15 protein-coding genes are annotated in these 17,717 nt (G+C 26.9%); 8 read left to right on the forward strand and 7 right to left on the reverse strand.

Features of this window, described 5'->3' with window-relative positions; translation table 4 throughout:
* Window positions 1-166: 166 nt before the first annotated feature.
* Window positions 167-382 carry an MAG6790 family protein gene (locus N9R85_RS03165; RefSeq protein ID WP_205852026.1) on the reverse strand — a complete coding sequence of 72 codons (216 nt, stop codon included), beginning with the start codon at window positions 380-382 and terminating at the stop codon, window positions 167-169.
* Between the two features lie 203 nt (window positions 383-585).
* Window positions 586-1,506 carry an SPFH domain-containing protein gene (locus tag N9R85_RS03170; RefSeq protein WP_396888762.1) on the reverse strand — a complete coding sequence of 307 codons (921 nt, stop codon included), beginning with the start codon at window positions 1,504-1,506 and terminating at the stop codon, window positions 586-588.
* A 410-nt stretch (window positions 1,507-1,916) separates the two neighbouring features.
* On the opposite strand from N9R85_RS03170, the gene N9R85_RS03175 reads away from it, so the two are divergent.
* Window positions 1,917-2,276 (forward strand): hypothetical protein, encoded by a 360-nt coding sequence (locus N9R85_RS03175; protein ID WP_262858553.1) that lies wholly within the window; start codon window positions 1,917-1,919, stop codon window positions 2,274-2,276.
* 63 nt (window positions 2,277-2,339) lie between these two features.
* On the opposite strand, the gene N9R85_RS03180 is transcribed toward N9R85_RS03175, so the two are convergent.
* On the reverse strand, window positions 2,340-4,856 hold the full coding sequence (locus N9R85_RS03180) for a PTS transporter subunit IIABC (RefSeq protein WP_262858554.1): 2,517 nt from the start codon (window positions 4,854-4,856) through the stop codon (window positions 2,340-2,342).
* Window positions 4,857-5,215: 359 nt separating this feature from the next.
* Between N9R85_RS03180 and N9R85_RS03185 the strand changes: the two genes are divergently transcribed.
* From N9R85_RS03185 to N9R85_RS03210, 6 genes are all read left to right on the forward strand, one after another.
* Window positions 5,216-6,148 (forward strand): phosphate acyltransferase, encoded by a 933-nt coding sequence (locus N9R85_RS03185; protein ID WP_205852023.1) that lies wholly within the window; start codon window positions 5,216-5,218, stop codon window positions 6,146-6,148.
* Window positions 6,141-7,331 (forward strand): acetate/propionate family kinase, encoded by a 1,191-nt coding sequence (locus N9R85_RS03190; protein ID WP_262858555.1) that lies wholly within the window; start codon window positions 6,141-6,143, stop codon window positions 7,329-7,331. The genes N9R85_RS03185 and N9R85_RS03190 overlap by 8 nt, the downstream gene beginning before the upstream one ends.
* The gene (gene coaD / locus N9R85_RS03195; RefSeq protein WP_262858556.1) at window positions 7,321-7,749 is read left to right on the forward strand and encodes a pantetheine-phosphate adenylyltransferase; all 429 of its coding nucleotides are present in this window, start codon (window positions 7,321-7,323) and stop codon (window positions 7,747-7,749) included. The genes N9R85_RS03190 and coaD overlap by 11 nt, the downstream gene beginning before the upstream one ends.
* Window positions 7,742-8,332, forward strand: a complete 591-nt coding sequence (gene yihA / locus N9R85_RS03200; RefSeq protein ID WP_205852020.1) for a ribosome biogenesis GTP-binding protein YihA/YsxC — start codon at window positions 7,742-7,744, stop codon at window positions 8,330-8,332. The genes coaD and yihA overlap by 8 nt, the downstream gene beginning before the upstream one ends.
* The gene (locus N9R85_RS03205; RefSeq protein ID WP_205852019.1) at window positions 8,322-9,185 is read left to right on the forward strand and encodes an MAG1430 family protein; all 864 of its coding nucleotides are present in this window, start codon (window positions 8,322-8,324) and stop codon (window positions 9,183-9,185) included. The genes yihA and N9R85_RS03205 overlap by 11 nt, the downstream gene beginning before the upstream one ends.
* Before the next feature lie 133 nt (window positions 9,186-9,318).
* Window positions 9,319-10,779 carry a hexose phosphate transporter gene (locus tag N9R85_RS03210; RefSeq protein ID WP_205852018.1) on the forward strand — a complete coding sequence of 487 codons (1,461 nt, stop codon included), beginning with the start codon at window positions 9,319-9,321 and terminating at the stop codon, window positions 10,777-10,779.
* Window positions 10,780-10,796: 17 nt separating this feature from the next.
* Here N9R85_RS03210 and secA read toward each other — a convergent pair whose 3' ends face one another.
* The 3 genes from secA to N9R85_RS03225 all read right to left on the reverse strand — a co-directional run bounded on the left by secA (window position 10,797) and on the right by N9R85_RS03225 (window position 14,906).
* Window positions 10,797-13,319 (reverse strand): preprotein translocase subunit SecA, encoded by a 2,523-nt coding sequence (gene secA / locus N9R85_RS03215; protein ID WP_262858557.1) that lies wholly within the window; start codon window positions 13,317-13,319, stop codon window positions 10,797-10,799.
* A 57-nt stretch (window positions 13,320-13,376) separates the two neighbouring features.
* A complete protein-coding gene (locus N9R85_RS03220) occupies window positions 13,377-13,613 on the reverse strand; it encodes a hypothetical protein (RefSeq protein WP_262858558.1) in 237 nt (78 codons plus the stop codon).
* A 75-nt stretch (window positions 13,614-13,688) separates the two neighbouring features.
* Window positions 13,689-14,906, reverse strand: a complete 1,218-nt coding sequence (locus N9R85_RS03225) for a YitT family protein (protein ID WP_205852015.1) — start codon at window positions 14,904-14,906, stop codon at window positions 13,689-13,691.
* 272 nt (window positions 14,907-15,178) lie between these two features.
* On the opposite strand from N9R85_RS03225, the gene ptsP reads away from it, so the two are divergent.
* Window positions 15,179-16,879, forward strand: a complete 1,701-nt coding sequence (ptsP, locus tag N9R85_RS03230; protein WP_262858559.1) for a phosphoenolpyruvate--protein phosphotransferase — start codon at window positions 15,179-15,181, stop codon at window positions 16,877-16,879.
* A 23-nt stretch (window positions 16,880-16,902) separates the two neighbouring features.
* Here ptsP and N9R85_RS03235 read toward each other — a convergent pair whose 3' ends face one another.
* Entirely contained in the window at window positions 16,903-17,535 is a 633-nt protein-coding gene (locus N9R85_RS03235) for a hypothetical protein (protein WP_262858560.1), read from the reverse strand.
* Window positions 17,536-17,717: the final 182 nt, after the last annotated feature.

The raw sequence follows: 17,717 nt of genomic DNA on the forward strand, positions 1-17,717 counted from the left end.
ATATAATTTGAGTTATATTATTTTCGGTGTTAATATAATATATAATTTAATAAATTAAAATGAAAAAAACTCATATCAATAAAAAATTAATATGAGTTTTGTGTCAAATTTTATTCACCTAACTTATTCAAATAAATTTGTTGCTTTTTATTTAATTATTTAAAAACTAAACTATTTTAATTAAATGTTCCTTAGAGTAGTTTTCGCCTTTTAAGTGATCTCTTTCAACATGGATTACTTCTATTTTTTCATTACCTTGTGTATGCATACCATGTTTTTGACCTCTTCGAAACCCTTTAATTAAACCTTCTAACTCTTCAAGTGTATTTGCTTTCGCTACAACTTCACCACTTGAGACTAATTTTGCTTTATATTTGTACATTTTTACCTCCGTTTATTAAAACTATACATATATATCTATTTTTATTGTATTACAATCTAATAAAATATCATATTGCGGTCCAATTTTATATTTAAACTTGATATATAATTAAAAAAAATTTCATATTTATGCAAATTAATTAAAAAAATAAAACGATTCCCGAATATTAAGGTGTATCGTTCTTATTTTTTAATTAATAAAATTTATTTTTTGTCAGATTTTTCTTTGCTAAACAATTCTGAAGCTAATGACATAGTTCCAGCGATAGATGATAAATTTGATGGTAAGAAAATTTTTGTAGCCTTACCATTTGCAATTTCTTTTAATTGTTCAATTGCTTTCAATGTTAAAAACTCATTGCTAAGATTAGTTTCGTTAATTATATCAATCGCTTTTCTTTTACCTTCTGCTTCAAGTATTTCACTTTCTTTTTTTGCTTCTGCCTTTAATATTTGAGCTTGTTTATCTGCTTCTGCTTGTAATATTTTAGCTTCTTTTTGACCTTCAGCAATTAAAATTGATGAAGCTTTTGAACCTTCAGCTTCTAAAATGCTTGCTCTTTTTTCTCTTTCAGCACGCATTTGTTTTTCCATTGCATTTTGAATATCTCTTGGTGGTATTATATTTTTAATTTCGACACGATGAACTTTTATTCCTCAAGAATCTGAAGCTTCATCCAAAATTAAAGTTAATTTTGAATTAATTGTATCTCTAGATGTTAAGGTTTCATCTAATTCTAATTCACCAAGTAAATTTCTTAATGTTGTAGCAGAAAGATTCTCGATAGCTTTCATAGAATTTTCAGCTCCATAAATAAATAATTTAGGATCTGTTATTTTTAAATAAACTACGGTATCTACTCTAATTGTTGCATTATCTTTAGTTATAATATCTTGTTCCGGAAAATCAAGAACTTTTTCTTTGTAATTTTCTCTTGCTACTATTCTATCTAAAAAAGGTATTATAAAATTGATTCCATTTTCTAGTGTTTTGTTATATTTACCTAAGCGTTCTACAATAGCAAATTTAGATTGTGGTATTACTTTGATTGATGAAATTAAAGTAATAATTAAAAATAATAAAATAATAACTAAAAAAATAATCCCTATAATCATTCCAACCATTTTAATCTCCTTCTAAAATATTTTGTTTTGTTTTAAAATTCAATTTATATTAAGATACGTTTTTTATACGAATCATTTTTTATTACTTTAATTTTATTTTTGACTTATCACTATCCACAATATAAAATATAATAACCGCAAAATAACATTGCACGAAAAAACTAAATTATTATTTTGCTTTTATCAATCTATAAATATTGGTTAGAAAATGATATGATTAAGTATCAAATAAAATAAATTTAACATAAACTTATATTGAATTTACAAAATAATTGTACCATTTTTTGGGTTTGTAATTTTAACATTTAAAAACACTATTTTCAAAAATAGATTTTTGTTTTTAAAATTTATGAAATTTACTTAGATAAATGTAATAGTTATTTATAATTAGTTTAATAGAAAGAGGAAATGTGACCACAAACAATAGTTTTAACATAATTTTAAATTCAGCACAAATGAATTTTGGATCAAATAGAGGTTTGGCAACCTTGCCCTTATGAGCAAAAATAATTTTAATAATTTCTCTTGTTTTGTTATCTTTAATAATGATATTCTTTCACAAAAATTCAAAAGAAAAGATTGCTGATTTTAAAGAAAAACAATTAGAACAATACATAAAAGATAATCCTAGACATAAAAACATTAAGTATGAGTCAACAGGTTTATTTTTACCAGCATGACAAAGAGCGAAGTACAATTTTCCTTTATTTATGTCTGTTGTGTTTTTAAGTATCGCAATAATAATATTAATTTTAACCTTAAAAGGTTAAAAGCTATTGTTAGATTGTTATCTTAATGAAAAATTCTCGCTTTCGGGCGAGAATTTTTATTTTTTATTTAATTGTACCGACCATTTCGCTTGTTGTTAAAGCTCTTGTTTTTCCTTCTATAGGTTCATATTTATTTAATGTACCTTCTTGTAAAACAATAACAACTACATCTGATAAGTATCCGTTTTCTTTAACTAAAGATAAATCAACTGTAGCTAACTTATCTCCAGCATTAACTTTTTTACCTAATTTTACGTGTGATTTGAAACCTTCACCATTTAATTTAACTGTATCAATACCAATATGCACTAAAACTTTAACACCTTCTTTAGTTTCGATACCGTAGGCATGTTTAGAATCGAATAGAGAAACTATTCTTCCTTTTACAGGTGAATAAACATTCCCTACTTTGTTAGCATCAAATCTAACAACAAAACCATCACCCATTAATTTTTCTGAGAAAACTCCGTCATTAAGCGATTCTAAAGGTAACAATTCACCTTTTGCTACAGTTTGCATTTTTACACTTTTTTTAGTAATAATTTGTTCGTTAGATACAACTTTTTCTTCAACTTCTTTAGTTTCAGTTGTTGTAGGCGATTCAACTGATTTCTCTTCTGGTTGAATTCTTGTATTGTTATCTTTTTGTGATTGCTCTCACTTAGCAATTAAATCTCTTTGTGATTTAATTTTTGAATTTACTTGTTCGGCTGTAGGCCCTAAAATAGCTTGAACATGTGTTTCACCTTCAAACTTAACACCAAAAGCTCCTGCTTGTTTAATAGAATCAGCATTAACTTTTTTTATGTCTTTAACATCATATCTAAGTCTTGAAGCACAATTGTTAAATGCTTTAATATTATCTAATCCACCAAAAGCTTGAACTAAAGCTAAAGCTTGTTGATCAATACTACTAAATTCAGAATTTTCTGAATTTGATTCAGTTTGTTTCTTGCTTAAAAAGTCTTTTTTTGTAAATAATTTAGTATTTCCACCACGACCTGGAGTTGCTAAATCTGCTTTTTTAATTCAGAAATAGAATACCAAGAAATAAATTGGTGCATAAGCTAAACCTAAAACAATTACATAGTAGAATTGAGTTCCTTTAGCAAAAGGAATAATACCATATAATGTTAAATCTAAAATTCCACCTGAAAATACCATAGGTATGTGAACACCTAATAAATTAGCGAACATAAATGATGTTGCTATTGTAAACGCATGGAAACCTCAGAATAATAGCGGTGATAAGAATAAGAATGTAAATTCAATTGGTTCTGTAACACCAGTTACTAATGAAGTAAACGCGGCTGGTAACACTGTACCCGCTGCTACTTTTCTATTTTCTTTTGGTGCTGCAAAAATCATTGCAACTGCAGCTGCTGGTAAACCGAACATCATAACCGCAAACTTACCGTCAGCAAACCTACCAATTTTTATACCTAAATCTTTAGCAATAAATTCAAATAATGGTTTGCTAAAGTTAATTGTTTCTCCATTTGCTTTTGTAATAGATCAATCAATTACATTAGATGAAAATTTCAATAAGTTAACAGCAGCCGTCGAATCACCTTTAAACTTATCCGGATTACTTGAAACTTCATTAATTAATGCAGATAGTGATGCACCTGCGTTAAGTGTATCACCGCTAGCTTTAATAGAATCTTGTCATGCATTAAGTGCTTCATTAACACTTCCTCCAGCACTAGAATATCATAACGGCGCATAAAATACGTGATGTAAACCAAATGGTATTAAAGATCTTTCGAAATAACCAAAGATCAATGACTCAATACCATATGGAACTTTTTGTAGTGCGCTTCCAAAGTGGTTTAAACCAACTCCTACTCATGGTCAAAATAATAAGAACAACAACGCTAACCCAAAAGAAGCGGGGATTGTTATTATTGACACAAATCTCTTACCACCAAAGAATGATAAGAATTTTGGTAGTTGAATTACATGAAATCTGTTGTATAAATATTGGACAGTTAAACCAACTGCAATACCACCAAATACAGATGTTTGTAAGGCTCTAAACCCTAAAGTTGTACCAACTAAATTTTTTAATGTCTCAGGATTACGTCCACCCTGTGTAAATAGAACTTTATAACCAATAAGTTCTCTTCCGATTTTTATTTTTTCGTTTTGAGAGTTTAAAATAAACTCTTTAGTTTCTTTGTTTTGCAAGAATACATCTGTTTCAACCGGCGAAATAAACACTTGTTGAATCGCGATAAAAACCATATAACCAATTATTGTTGCAAAAACACCAACACCAGCTTCGTCTGTAAAAGCTATAACGAACGCAGATGCGAATAACAATGGTAATGCCGCAAAAACTGGATCACCTAATGCAGTTATAGCATTACCAAAAGTTTGTAGTGCAGAACCTTCTGCACCTTGACCACTAATTGCGGCCCCAACTCCAAGAAATAAACCGGCAATTGACATAATAGATATAGGCAACATAAATGCACCTGAAATTTTGGATAATATTTTTCTTAATTTACCAGAATCACTATTGTTCAATTTCTGTTTTTTCTCAGAATTTAATCGTTTTCTGAAAATTGCTTTCATTAATTCCTTTCTTCATTGTCTATCAAATATTTCTAGAATATTTGTAAAATAATCATCAAAAAATAATAAATAAAATTAACAAAGTGTACATTAGAACTTTGTTAATTATAAATTAAATCATTTTGATGAACCTTATAACTAACTAAGTATTTTTTAATGCTTTTATGCATTTTTTGTTTTTTGTTTGTTATTTATTTTACTTCCTAGACACCAAAATTATATAATAAGATTAAATACATAAATAAAAAATATTTAATTATTATATTAATACTTTACTTTTTTCATATTTATGAAAATAAAATTGTTTTTTAATTATTTCAAAAATTTATTTAAAATTAATATAAGAAAAAAGGAAAAAAATGAATTTTTACAAAGAAATAGATAAAAGAATAAATAAAATAAATTACGAAGTAAAAATATTAATGATCGATAATGATCCATTGATAGATGAAGTGATTGATATCTTCAAGGATAATCATAAAATAAAATTATTTAAATATGAAAGTATAAAAAAAGATTACGAAAAAGATCTTTATGATAAAAAAGAATTTTATAAAAAAATAAGAAACGGAAAAGAAAATATTGAGAGCATTGAATCAACTTTTGAAAAATATGATGATTTATATTCTAGCTTAATTTTGCTTAAAAAAGGTTTTTTTAATGGAGTCATAGGTGGACTTTCATATACTAGTGCCGATTTTATCAGAGCTGCACTAAAAGTAATTGGGTTAGATGATAATGTAGAGAGAATTTCATCAATCATGTTTTTAGTAAAAGAGAATAGCACTCTTTTTTTTAGTGATCCTTCAGTTAATATTAACATAGATGAAAAAACGTTGTACAATATCGGTAAAAACCATATTAACTTTTTAGAAAAATTGAATGTAGAAAGTAATGTTGCTTTTTTGAGTTATTCCACATACGGAAGCGTGGAAAATACACAAACTCAAGAAATTAGAAATATAAGTAATACACTACAAAAAAACACTAAAAGGCGTAAAATAATCGGAGAAGTTCAATTTGATGCTGCTTTTGATAAAAAAATTAGAGCTAGAAAAATAAAAGATACAAACTTTAATAAATGTGAATTTACATCTTTTATTTTTCCTGACCTTAATTCTGCAAATATTGGATATAAATTAGCACAATATCTCGCTAATTATGATGCATTTGGTCCGATATTATTAGGTTTAAACCAACCAGCAAACGACTTATCAAGAGGAGCAAGTAAAAAAGATATTATTTACACAATTTACATTACAGCATTACAAATAGGAGGTAAAAATGAGTAAAATAATAGCAGTTAATCCTGGAAGTAGTTCCATAAAAATAAGTATCTTTGAAAAAGATTCATTAAAATTATTAGCTAATGGTTTAGCTGAAAGAATAGGTTTAAAAAATGGTTTAGTAACCATAAAAAGCAAACAACAAAAACAAACATTAGAATTAGAATTAAAAAATCATGACGATGCAGTTGAAGGTATTTATCAACTTATGCAAAAAATGAACTTGATAAAAAATAAAGAAGAAATTGAATATATAGGTTTTAGAGTCGTTCAAGGCGGTAAATTTTTCAACTCGACAACCAAATTAACAGAAAAGGAAATTAAAATAATTGATAGCGTCTCAATATACGCACCTTTGCACAATCCAGCAGCTATAAAAACAATTCGCGGTTTCCAAAAAATATTCCCAAATTCTAAACTCTCAGCCGACTTTGATACTGCGTTTCACACAACAATAGATAGAATAAATTACACATATGCAATTCCTAAAGAATTAACAGAAAAATATAACATAAAAAAATATGGAGCACATGGAATTTCCCATCAATTTATAACTTTGAAATTAGAAAAAATATTAGATAAAGAAAAAGTAAATTTTGTTAATGTTCACTTAGGAAATGGCGCTAGTTTATGTGCGATAAAAAAAAGTAAATCATTTGACACTTCTATGGGTTTAACACCGTTGGCGGGTATTATGATGGGTACACGTTCAGGAGATATAGATCCGTCAATTCATGAATTTTTAATCAAAGAAACAGGTTTAAATATTACAGAAATAACAGAAATTTTAAATAAAAAAAGTGGTGTACTTGGCGTTTCCGGAATTTCAAGTGATATGCGTGATGTTCAAAAAGAAATGGAAAATAATAATCCGGATGCACTTTTCGCCTTTGAAATGTACTCTCAAAAAGTTGCAGATTACTTAGTTAATTATATTAACAAAATAGGGCCCAAAGTAGATGCGATAGTATTTACAGCGGGAATAGGAGAAAATAATCCGATTATAAGAAAGTTAATTTTAAACAAAATTAATATTAAAAATATAGTTTTAGATGACTTGTTGAACGAATCTAAAATAGACGATTTTAAATTAATTTCAAGTAGTGAGTCAGAAATTAAAGTTTTTGTAATTAGAACCAATGAAGAATTGCTTATTACTCAAAATGCATTAAAGATTTATGAGTCATAAAGCGATATATGCAGGATCTTTTAATCCTTTTCATAAAGGTCATAAATCTATTTTAATAAAAGCAGCGAAATTATTCGACAAAGTTTATTTAGTTGTGGCCCAAAACCCGGATAAAGAAAAAAATGATATAATAAAAAACATAAATATAATAAAAGAAGAAATAAAAAACTTAGAAAAAGTTGTAGTTTTAAGTGGCAAAGATCAATTAATTGCAAATTTAGCAAAAGAATTGAATGTAAAATATTTAATAAGGTCAATTAGAAATTCTGAAGATTTGGAATATGAATTTGACTTAGCAGCGGGTAACAAAATTTTAAATAAAAATTTAGAAACTATTTTTATTCTACCTGACGGAAAATACAAAAAATACTCTTCTTCATTAATAAAATCATTGAAAGAAAAGGAAAAAGATGTTTAGATTTATAAAATCATCAAACAAAATAGATAATTGATACAAACACAACAATAACGAAATTGCGTTTTGAGGTCGCTCAAACGTTGGTAAAAGCAGTTTAATTAATAGCATTGTTGATAACAAAAAATTAGCAAGGGTTTCAAAAACACCTGGCAGAACCCAAATGCTAAATTTTTTTGAAAATGAATTCGGTGCTGTTTTTGTAGATTTACCAGGGTATGGATACGCAAAACTTTCTAAAGAAAAAATAGATCAAATGATGAAAATGATTGAAGAATTTTTGATCAAAAGAGAAAATTTAGTAAAACTTTATCTTTTGATCGATTCAAGACATAGTATTACGAAAAATGATGAAAACGTTATTGAATTTCTTAATAAAATAAATCTTGAATATACTTTAGTTTTTACAAAGGCAGATAAGTTAAGACAGAAAGATAAAAACACTCTAATAAAAAGCATTAAAACAAATAGAGATAAATTTAAATTTAATAAATATTTTATAGTTTCATCGGAAACAAAAGCAGGAATAAATGAACTAGTGTTGGATATTAATCAAGCATTCGAGGAAGGTAATAATGAAGAATAAAAAAATGAAAATAATTTTCGGGTCTCTTATAATAGGAATTTCTATCGCAAGTATTTCAGGAGCTATAGTAGCAAGCAAAAATAATCAAATTTCAGAAAAAGAACAATTAAAAAGCTTCAACTTCGGAAGCTATAACAAAAGAGTAAAAAATAGTTATGCAAGTGCTTATATCTCAAATCCTGTTATAAAAACGACAAATAATGTGGATGCTAACAACGAATATTGAAGACAACTTTTTAACTTGAAAAAAATACCTACAAGTAACGAATTAGAGGAAAAAGATTTTTATTTATTAGGTGCGAGGGGTGAATTAATAAATATTTTTGACAAAAAATATAATGTTTATTTTAATTCATACGCTAACGATTTTGAAGGTAAACTATTTTTAGTTGTTAGTTTGTATTTAAAAAATGTATCACCAGCGAAATTATATGACCAAGTAACATTAGAAGTAGATGGTTTTAAAAATATGAATTTTGAAACTATAAAAAATTATGTTGGATTTCAAGATGAAAACTCAATAGAAGTTAAAGAAAATGAACTAACAAAATACAACGATTTTGAATCATTAAAAAATGAATATAATAAAATTAAAGATGATATAACAAAAAAAGAAGATTTCATAAAAAAATTATTTAATAATCTAGAACCAAATAAAGCTTCTAAAATAGATTTTGAAAATACTAACCTGGAGTTTAAAGATAAAAACATAATAGTTTTAAAAACATCATTTAAAGCTAAAATTAATTTAGCAACTAAAGAAAATTTGTTTAATATTAACACTCCTGAGGATCCAAATTATAAAAATATTTTATGAGAACAAAAGGAATTTTTGATATCAAAATTCAATTAAAACAGACTAAGTAAAGTAAAAACATTGTTTTTTAATAAAAAAAGTGCATTTTTTGCATTTTTTTTATTAATTTTAATAATATTGTTGTATTATTTATTAAGTAAAATTAAGATTTAAAAAGAAGGTTAAAATAATGATTGATAAGGCAATTAATTTTTTGAAATTTTATAGCGAAAAACATAAAGTTGGATATGGTATATTTTTATGATTTTTTATAATATTCTCATATTTAATTTTTATAACTAATTGAGGTTTTGCAGGAGCCTTAAATGGCCAGGGATACATAGAAGGTGGTGATAATTTCGGAATATTAGCTCATTTTAGAATTATCAAAGATAAATCATTTGATTTTATGACACAAGCAACTAATTGAGGTATAACTCTCGGAAGAGGTATTGGTTCAGTAGTTGTAGCACTATTGTTAGTAAAATTATTTCACAAAAAAACAACAATAATAGCTATTTCCCTAACATTATTCGGGATACCCGCACAATATTTACCTCACTCTAACGGCTATTATGCATTATTCTTGATCATGCGTACTTTAATGGCAATAGGTGGAACAATGACAATAATTTTAACACAACCTGTTGTTGCAAGTTTTTTTAATAAAAAACAGAAATCTATGCTTTCTTCTTTTGGTATTTTAACTTATCCTCTTGGTACTATAATTGCTATATTGCCCTTTGTGACAACAAATATCGAAGGTTCTAAAACCATAGTTAAAAATTGACAATTAATATTAACAATATTAAGTTCACTCAATTTAATACCATTAATTGTTATGATAATATTCGGTTTAAAGTTTGATGTTCCAACAAAAGCTGAAATTACATACGCAAAAAAAGAACAAAACGGATTTAGAATTTTATGAAAATACTTAAAAACTAAAGAAACTTACTCATGAATTTTATTATTTGGAGGATGATTAAGTGCTTCAGTTTTTCCAGTTATTTTTACAATGAAGATGTTTCAAGATATTTCTGGAATATCAAATGAATTTAATAAAACTCTTAAAATATGAGTAATAATATATTTATCAGCAGTCTTTATTGGACCATTAACTGTTGGTGCTTATTCTAAATACAATATAAAAAGAAAATGATATATAGCATTACTATTAGGACTAGGAATTTTATTTTATATATTATCTTTGGTTATTTTTAAAACTTCTGTAATTAAAGAGAATATTGTTGGTTATGTTTTCTTATATATATTTGGATTTCTTTCAGGATTATTTTTATGAGGAATTCAAGGTGTTATTTTGAATTTACCTCATGAGTATAAAAATAATAATATAAGAAAAATGTGTTGGATGTTCTCTTTAATTTGAGGATTAGGATATATTATATTCACAGTATTTACAATAATAGTATCCTTAATACCAATAATTGGTAATTCACTAGGTTATAATAACACTTTAGTTTATGCAATAATCGGGTTTATTATCATTGTACTTGTTTCATTAATTTCCATAGTAGGCATTCTACTATTAAAAGAACCATCTGAAGACGCTCAAACTCTTCCGAATTGATGTGTAAGATTGATACAAACATTTAACAGTAAAGATGGTAATAAAAAATCAAAGCAATAGTTGCTTTGATTTTTTATTTAGTTAGTGTTTTCTTCGTTTTCTTGTATTTCATTCAATCTATTTTTAATTGCATTATAAAAACTAATTAAATCTTGTTCTTGTTCTTCTAGTGATTTATTGACATCAAACGAAAAATTTTGAGCTATTTGTTGGAAAACAGGATCATTTTTTATTTCTTTTGTTAATAAAGATTTTCTACCAATTCTATTTGAAAAAACAGATAACATAACTTCATAAGCAATATCATCAATCATTGCATCAAATAGTTTAGTTCCTTCTTCAGTATAAATTTGATACGGGTTTTTTTGTGAATATTGAACCAAATTAACATTCGATCTCAATTTGTCCATTCTGTTAATATGAGTTTGTCATTTATCATCTAAAACACTGATTATAGTATCTCTAACAACTGAATTAATGGTTTCTGTATCTGAATACTCTAAAGCGTTTTTTATCCACTCTTCAAATACATTTAAAATAATATTTGACACATAATTGGTAAGATCCGTCTCGTGAATCGAACTAATTTCATCTAAATTAAAATTAAACTCAACTAATTTACCTATATTTTCATTTAAGAAATTTACAAGAGCGGCGTAATTATAAGAATGATTATGTAGTGTATATTCTCTATTTTTGACTATTGACCTAGCAGAAGAAGTTATCATACCTCTCACAACTTTTTGAATGTTTGTAGTTACTAGTATTAAATCTCTTTGAGAATAAATTAAATCTCTTTGTTGACGAATAACATCATCATAATTTAAAACCGATTTTCTTGAATCATAATTAAATCCTTCGATTTTCTTTTGCGCATGATTAAATGCAAATTTTAAATTTTTCGAAGTTATTTCCTTGCCTTGAGAATCAGCATACGCTTCTATCAGCGAATCATAACTTGCAAACCTTTTCATTAATTGATCGTCTAAAGAAACAAAAAACTTACTTGTTCCAACGTCTCCTTGACGCCCAGATCGACCTCTAAGTTGGTTATCTATTCTTCTTGAAGTTGCTTTATCAGTACCTAGAACATATAAACCACCTAATGCGATTGCTTCTTGTGAAGGTTTTATATCTGTTCCTCTTCCGGCCATATTTGTCGCTATAGTAACTGATTTAACTTGTCCTGCTTTAGAAATTATATCCGCTTCACTCGCATTTTGTTTAGCATTAAGAACAGTATGTGGAATTCCTTTTTCTAATAATAATTTATGTAATAACTCTGATTCTTCAATCTGTGCTGTACCAACCAAAACGGGTTGTCCTTTTTCATATAATTCTTTAATTTTATTAACAACAGCTTCTCACTTATCTGTATAATTTGCAAATATTGAATCAGGCTCATCAACACGAGCAATAGGTTTATTTGTCGGAACAACATTAACTCTCATATTGTAAATATCTATAAATTCTTGTTCTTCTGTTTTTCCTGTACCGGTCATACCACAAAGTTTTTTAAACATTCTAAAGAAATTTTGATATGTAATAGTTGCTTGCGTTTTTGTTTCTGGTTCTACTTCTACTTGTTCTTTTGCTTGTATAGCTTGTTGTAAACCTTCAGAATAACTACGGCCATCCATAATACGGCCTGTAAATGCGTCAACAAGTTCAATTTTACCTTCTCTTATTATATACTCAACATCAATTCTCATAACTTTATGTGCTCTTAAAGCATTTTGAATTAAATGTATATCTTCAGAATTCTCGATATTATAAATATTTTCAGTTTGGTAAAATTTATTCGCTTTCGCAATACCGGAATGAGTTAAAGCAATAGCCTTGCTTTCATCATCAATAATATAATCCTCAGAACCTAAAGTTCTTACAAATTGGTCGGCAGCAAAGTAACTTTTTTCATCAGTTTCTCCGCCAGAAATTATCAACGGCGTTTGAGCTTCATCTATTAAAATTGAATCAACTTCGTCAATTAAACAAAACTGTAAACCTCTTTGGACTTTTTCTCCAATTGTTTGAACCATATTGTCTCTAAGGTAATCAAATCCTAATTCAGAATGAACAGAATAAGTTATATCACAAGCATATGCTTTACGTTTATTATATGGATCCATTTGAGCTTTATTAATCCCAACTGTTAAGCCTAAAAATTCAAAAACAACACCCATTTCTTTTGCGTCACGCTCTGTTAAATATTCATTAACAGTTGATACAATAGCACCCTTTCCTAAAAGCGCATTTAAATAAACAGGAGCAATAGAAGTAATAGTCTTACCCTCACCAGTTTTCATTTCTGCAACTGAACCTAAATCAAGTAAAATACCACCTAAAATTTGGACATCATAAGGTCTTTTTCCTAAAACTCTTTTTGTCGCTTCTCTCGCTACAGCAAATACATCATTTCTAATATCATCAAGTGTATAACCTTGTTTTAATAAATCTTTAAAAAATTGTGTTTTTGACTTTAATTCTTCATCTGTAAATTTGGAAACTATTTTTTCAAGTTTATTAATTTTCTTGAGCGCAGACTCTGCGATTCTCATTTCAGTCGTCTTAAAATCTAATAATTGCGATAAATTCTTCATATTATTTTAATTATACTTTTTTTTATTTAATTAATAAATAAAAGTTGTTAACTCAAATTATAAAATAGTATATTGATCATTATTCGTGTTTTTTACATCATCATCTCACTTAAATGTTGTTAATTTATCTTTAATTTCACCTTTTTTACTAAAAGCCGTTCTAAAAAAACCTAACACTGTAGCCAATGAATTTATAAAAAGCGGAATTCCGGTAATTAAAGAAGTAAAAGCAAATCCAGGTTTAATACTTGTCATTTTATCTTTTTCAATTTCTTTTAGTTGATTCAAAACCATTTCACCTCCTTTCGCTATATATTTATATTTTTTTCGTTTTACAAACTAAATAAATAAAAAATAGCGTTTTTTCCGCTATTCAACATAATTTGTATTAAATTTACCGACTATTTTTCTCTCATCTGTAATCGAAATTCATATATTTGGATCTATGAATTTTAAATCATGAATTAAGTTCGGGGACTCTAAAATTAATATTGACGTAGTTATCTTTACGCCCTGTTTACCGGTGTAACCAGATTTAAATCTTTCAATTCTATACGAATGTCAGTATTCAATTAATTTAAAATAAGCAAGTATCTTATCAGGTGTATTGCTTACAATAGAAAGAGTTACTTTTTTATACTTTGGATATATTAAATCAACTACATAATTAATCACAAAAACATATATAAAAGTCGAAATTTCTCGAACTCCAAAAATAACTTTATGTTTATTACCGTTTGCATCTTCGACTTCATTAGGTCTTAAAAAAGCAAAAATAATTAGAAACATAATTGCGGTTACATAACCAATAATACTTAATGTAAAACCTATATTTTTTTTAGCTTTCATCGAAAAATAATAACCAATTACGTCTGTTCCTCCGGTTGATCCACCAGCTTTTCAAGAAAGAGAAATACCAATACCTATTAAAGCTGCTCCAATCATTGTATAAAGTAGATTAGAAGGGTCGTTATCATGAACTTCTTTTAAATTCACTTTGCTAGTTAAAACAAATTTTTCGTTAAAAAAATTTAAAACTGATTCTTGATCAAAAATTGTTGTTTGAACTAAAATTTGAAAAAGCATAAATAATACAGTTAAAACTAAAAAAGACCTCTTAATTTTTCATCCAAATATTAAAAATAATGGAACATTTATCGCCAAATATATTAGTGAAAAATATTTTTTAGTAGATTCAAAAGCATAATTGATTAAAGTAGGTATACCTGTGACACCAGAAGGTATGGTTTGGGCACGCCTTAGGAAAATGTAAGTACCTAAATTAAATACTATTGCAGCAACTAAAATAGTTAAAACTCTTCATCAATATCTTTGAAATAATATTTTTAAGTCTATTTTAACTTTTTTGTTGTTTTTTAAGTATATACCCATTTTATACTTAAGTTTTTCTTTTTCTAATTCAATAGCTGCATCGTTATTAACTAGAAGTATATCCTGATTATTTGATGTAGATTCTTGTTTAAAAAAAGCTGATTTATATTTTTGTATTTTTTTAAAATCCATATTTTTTTTCTTTAAATCTGGTACTAAATTTGAATCTGTGTTAGTTGATTTTTTATTATTCATAGTTATAATTGTATTATATTTTTAAAAAATGAAATTATTTTTTTATTTTATATATTTAATGCATAAATAATGTATTATTATTACGAAAAGCCGCATAAAAAAGTCCATTTTATCTTAAAAATAATTTAACATAAATTTTATTAGTTTTTAAGGATATTTTATGGCATTGTTTTCATGTTTTTTTTATTCATTTAAATGATATAAATTTTTTACATGTTTAAATAATTAAAAAATAATTAAAGTCAATAACACAAACAAAGTGAGGTAAAATTATGAAAATAAAAGGTATAGGCGCATCAAACGGAATTGCTATTGCTGAAGTTTTTAAAATCGAAGAACTTCCGGTAGATATAACTACTAATACCGAAGATGTAGAAAAAGAAGTCCAACTATATGAAAATGCTAGAAATGTTGTTTTAGAGAAGTTAAACAAAACAAAAGAATTGGCTAGCAACGAAGAACACAAAGCAATTTTTGATGCTCACATGGGATTTGTTTTAGATCCTGTTGCAATAGAAACAATTAATAATAAAATAACAAGCGAAAAAATTAGTGCTGAATACGCAATAAAAACATTTTATAATGAATTTGCATCTATTTTCGAAAATATGGAAGATGAATATATGAGAGAAAGAGCTGCGGACATAAAAGATGTATTAAAAAAATTATTGTATGTAATTAACGGTATTGAAGAACCTGATTTATTAAACATTAATAAAGAAGTTATTATTGTAGCAGAGGACTTAAGTCCATCTCAAACGGTGCAATTAAACAAAAAATATGTTAAAGGTTTTGTAACTAACATTGGAGGGCCAACTTCACATACAGCTATTATGGCTAGAAGTTTAGGAATACCATCAGTTGTTGGTACTAACACAATAATGAAGAATGCCAAAAATGGCGACATTATAGCTCTTAACGGTGCAAAAGGTGAGGTTATTGTTAATCCAAATCAAGATGAAATGAACGAGTACAATAAACTCAAAAATGAATATGATGACTATTTAAGAAGAATCAAAGAATTAAAAGGTAAAGAATCAAAAACCAAAGATGATCATCATGTTGAATTAGCAGCAAATATTGGTACACCAAAAGATTTAGATGCTGTTTTAGAAAACGACTCAGAAGCGGTTGGTTTATTCCGTTCAGAATTTTTATATATGGATAACGATCATTGACCAACAGAGGAAGAACAATTTGCGGCTTACAAAGAAGTTGTTGAACGTATGAATGGAAAAAGAGTTGTTATAAGAACTCTTGATATTGGTGGAGATAAAACTCTTAAATATTTTAAATTCCCAGAAGAAATGAATCCTTTTTTAGGATATCGCGCAATTAGATTTTGTTTACAAAATCCAGATATATTTAAAACACAACTACGTGCTTTAATAAGATCGAGTGAATTCGGTAAAGTAGCTATTATGTTTCCGATGATAACAAATGTTAAGGAATTTTTAGATGCTAAAGCCGTTTTTGACGAAGCATATGAAGAAGTAAAACCTAAATATCCAAACATTAAAAACAAAAATGAAATTGAAGTAGGATTAATGATGGAAACACCTGCGGCAGCAATACTTTCAGATAAGTTTGCAGAGTATGCGGATTTTGTTTCAATAGGTACAAACGACTTAATTCAATATTCAATGGCAGCAGACAGAATGAACGAAAATATCTCTTATTTATATCAACCACTTAATCCATCAATTTTAAGATTAGTTAAACATGTTATCGATGGAGCACACAAACACGGAAAATGAGCAGGTATGTGTGGAGAAATGGCTGGTGATAAAAGAGCGGTTCCCTTATTAGTTGGACTCGGATTAGATGAATTTTCAATGAGTGCATCAAATGTTTTACCAACAAGAGAATTGGTAAATAAATTAAGTTTTCAAGAAATGAAAGATTTGGCAAATCAAGCAGTAGAATTATCAACAGAAGTAGAAGTTCTTGAGTTATTAAGAAAAATAGCTTAACAAAAAATAGATGTTTTAGGCATCTATTTTTTAATTAAATTCGATATACTCATTTTTCTTTTTTTAAGAAATCAATAAAACATTCCAAATGTTAAAAGAGAGTCGACTGCTATACCTCCACCAAACATTAGTGTTATTGATTCTAAACTCGGAATTCAAACATTAGTCTTATAAAGTATAAACATTATTCCGAAGAAAGTTATATTGACAAATAACGATTGAAATAACATGTAATTTGTTTTACCAAAACCATAAAATATACTATCAATAATATTGTTGTACGCAAAAGTAATATAAAAACCTAAACTAATTAAAGCTAAATGATAAATTATTTTATGATTTTTTAATCCCATTACATTTTTTAAAAAAGGATCTCACCCCGGGATTGTTAAAAATCAAATCAATATAACTAAACTCACAACAACAAAATATCCGAATGTGTTATTTTTAATAGCTTCTTCTTTATTCGTACCAACTTCAGCTTTGATTAACTCTCCAAGTTGTAATATAGGAAGTAATAATCAGCCTCAAATAAAGCTATTTGCAGTTCAAAAATCACCAGCTGAACCAACCATATTTACCATTTTAACAACCATGAACATAAAAAATAAATTTCTAACTAAAGTTTCTAAACCAGACAATCCGCTTATTGGCAAAAATTCTCTAAATCACTTAAAATCTAGTTTAGAAAGTTTTCAAATATTAATTTTTGGGGCTATGAAATCAAAGTAGGTTGATTACATTTGAAATTATTATATCACATCAATTAAGTTAGTTTAAAAATAAATATTTAATTTAATAAATATTTGGGTCATTCCTTAGAATGACCGTCGTCTGA

The organism is Mycoplasma sp. CSL7503-lung, assembly GCF_025515455.1.
In the GTDB taxonomy this organism is placed as follows: Bacteria; Bacillota_I; Bacilli_A; order Mycoplasmatales; family Metamycoplasmataceae; genus Mycoplasmopsis.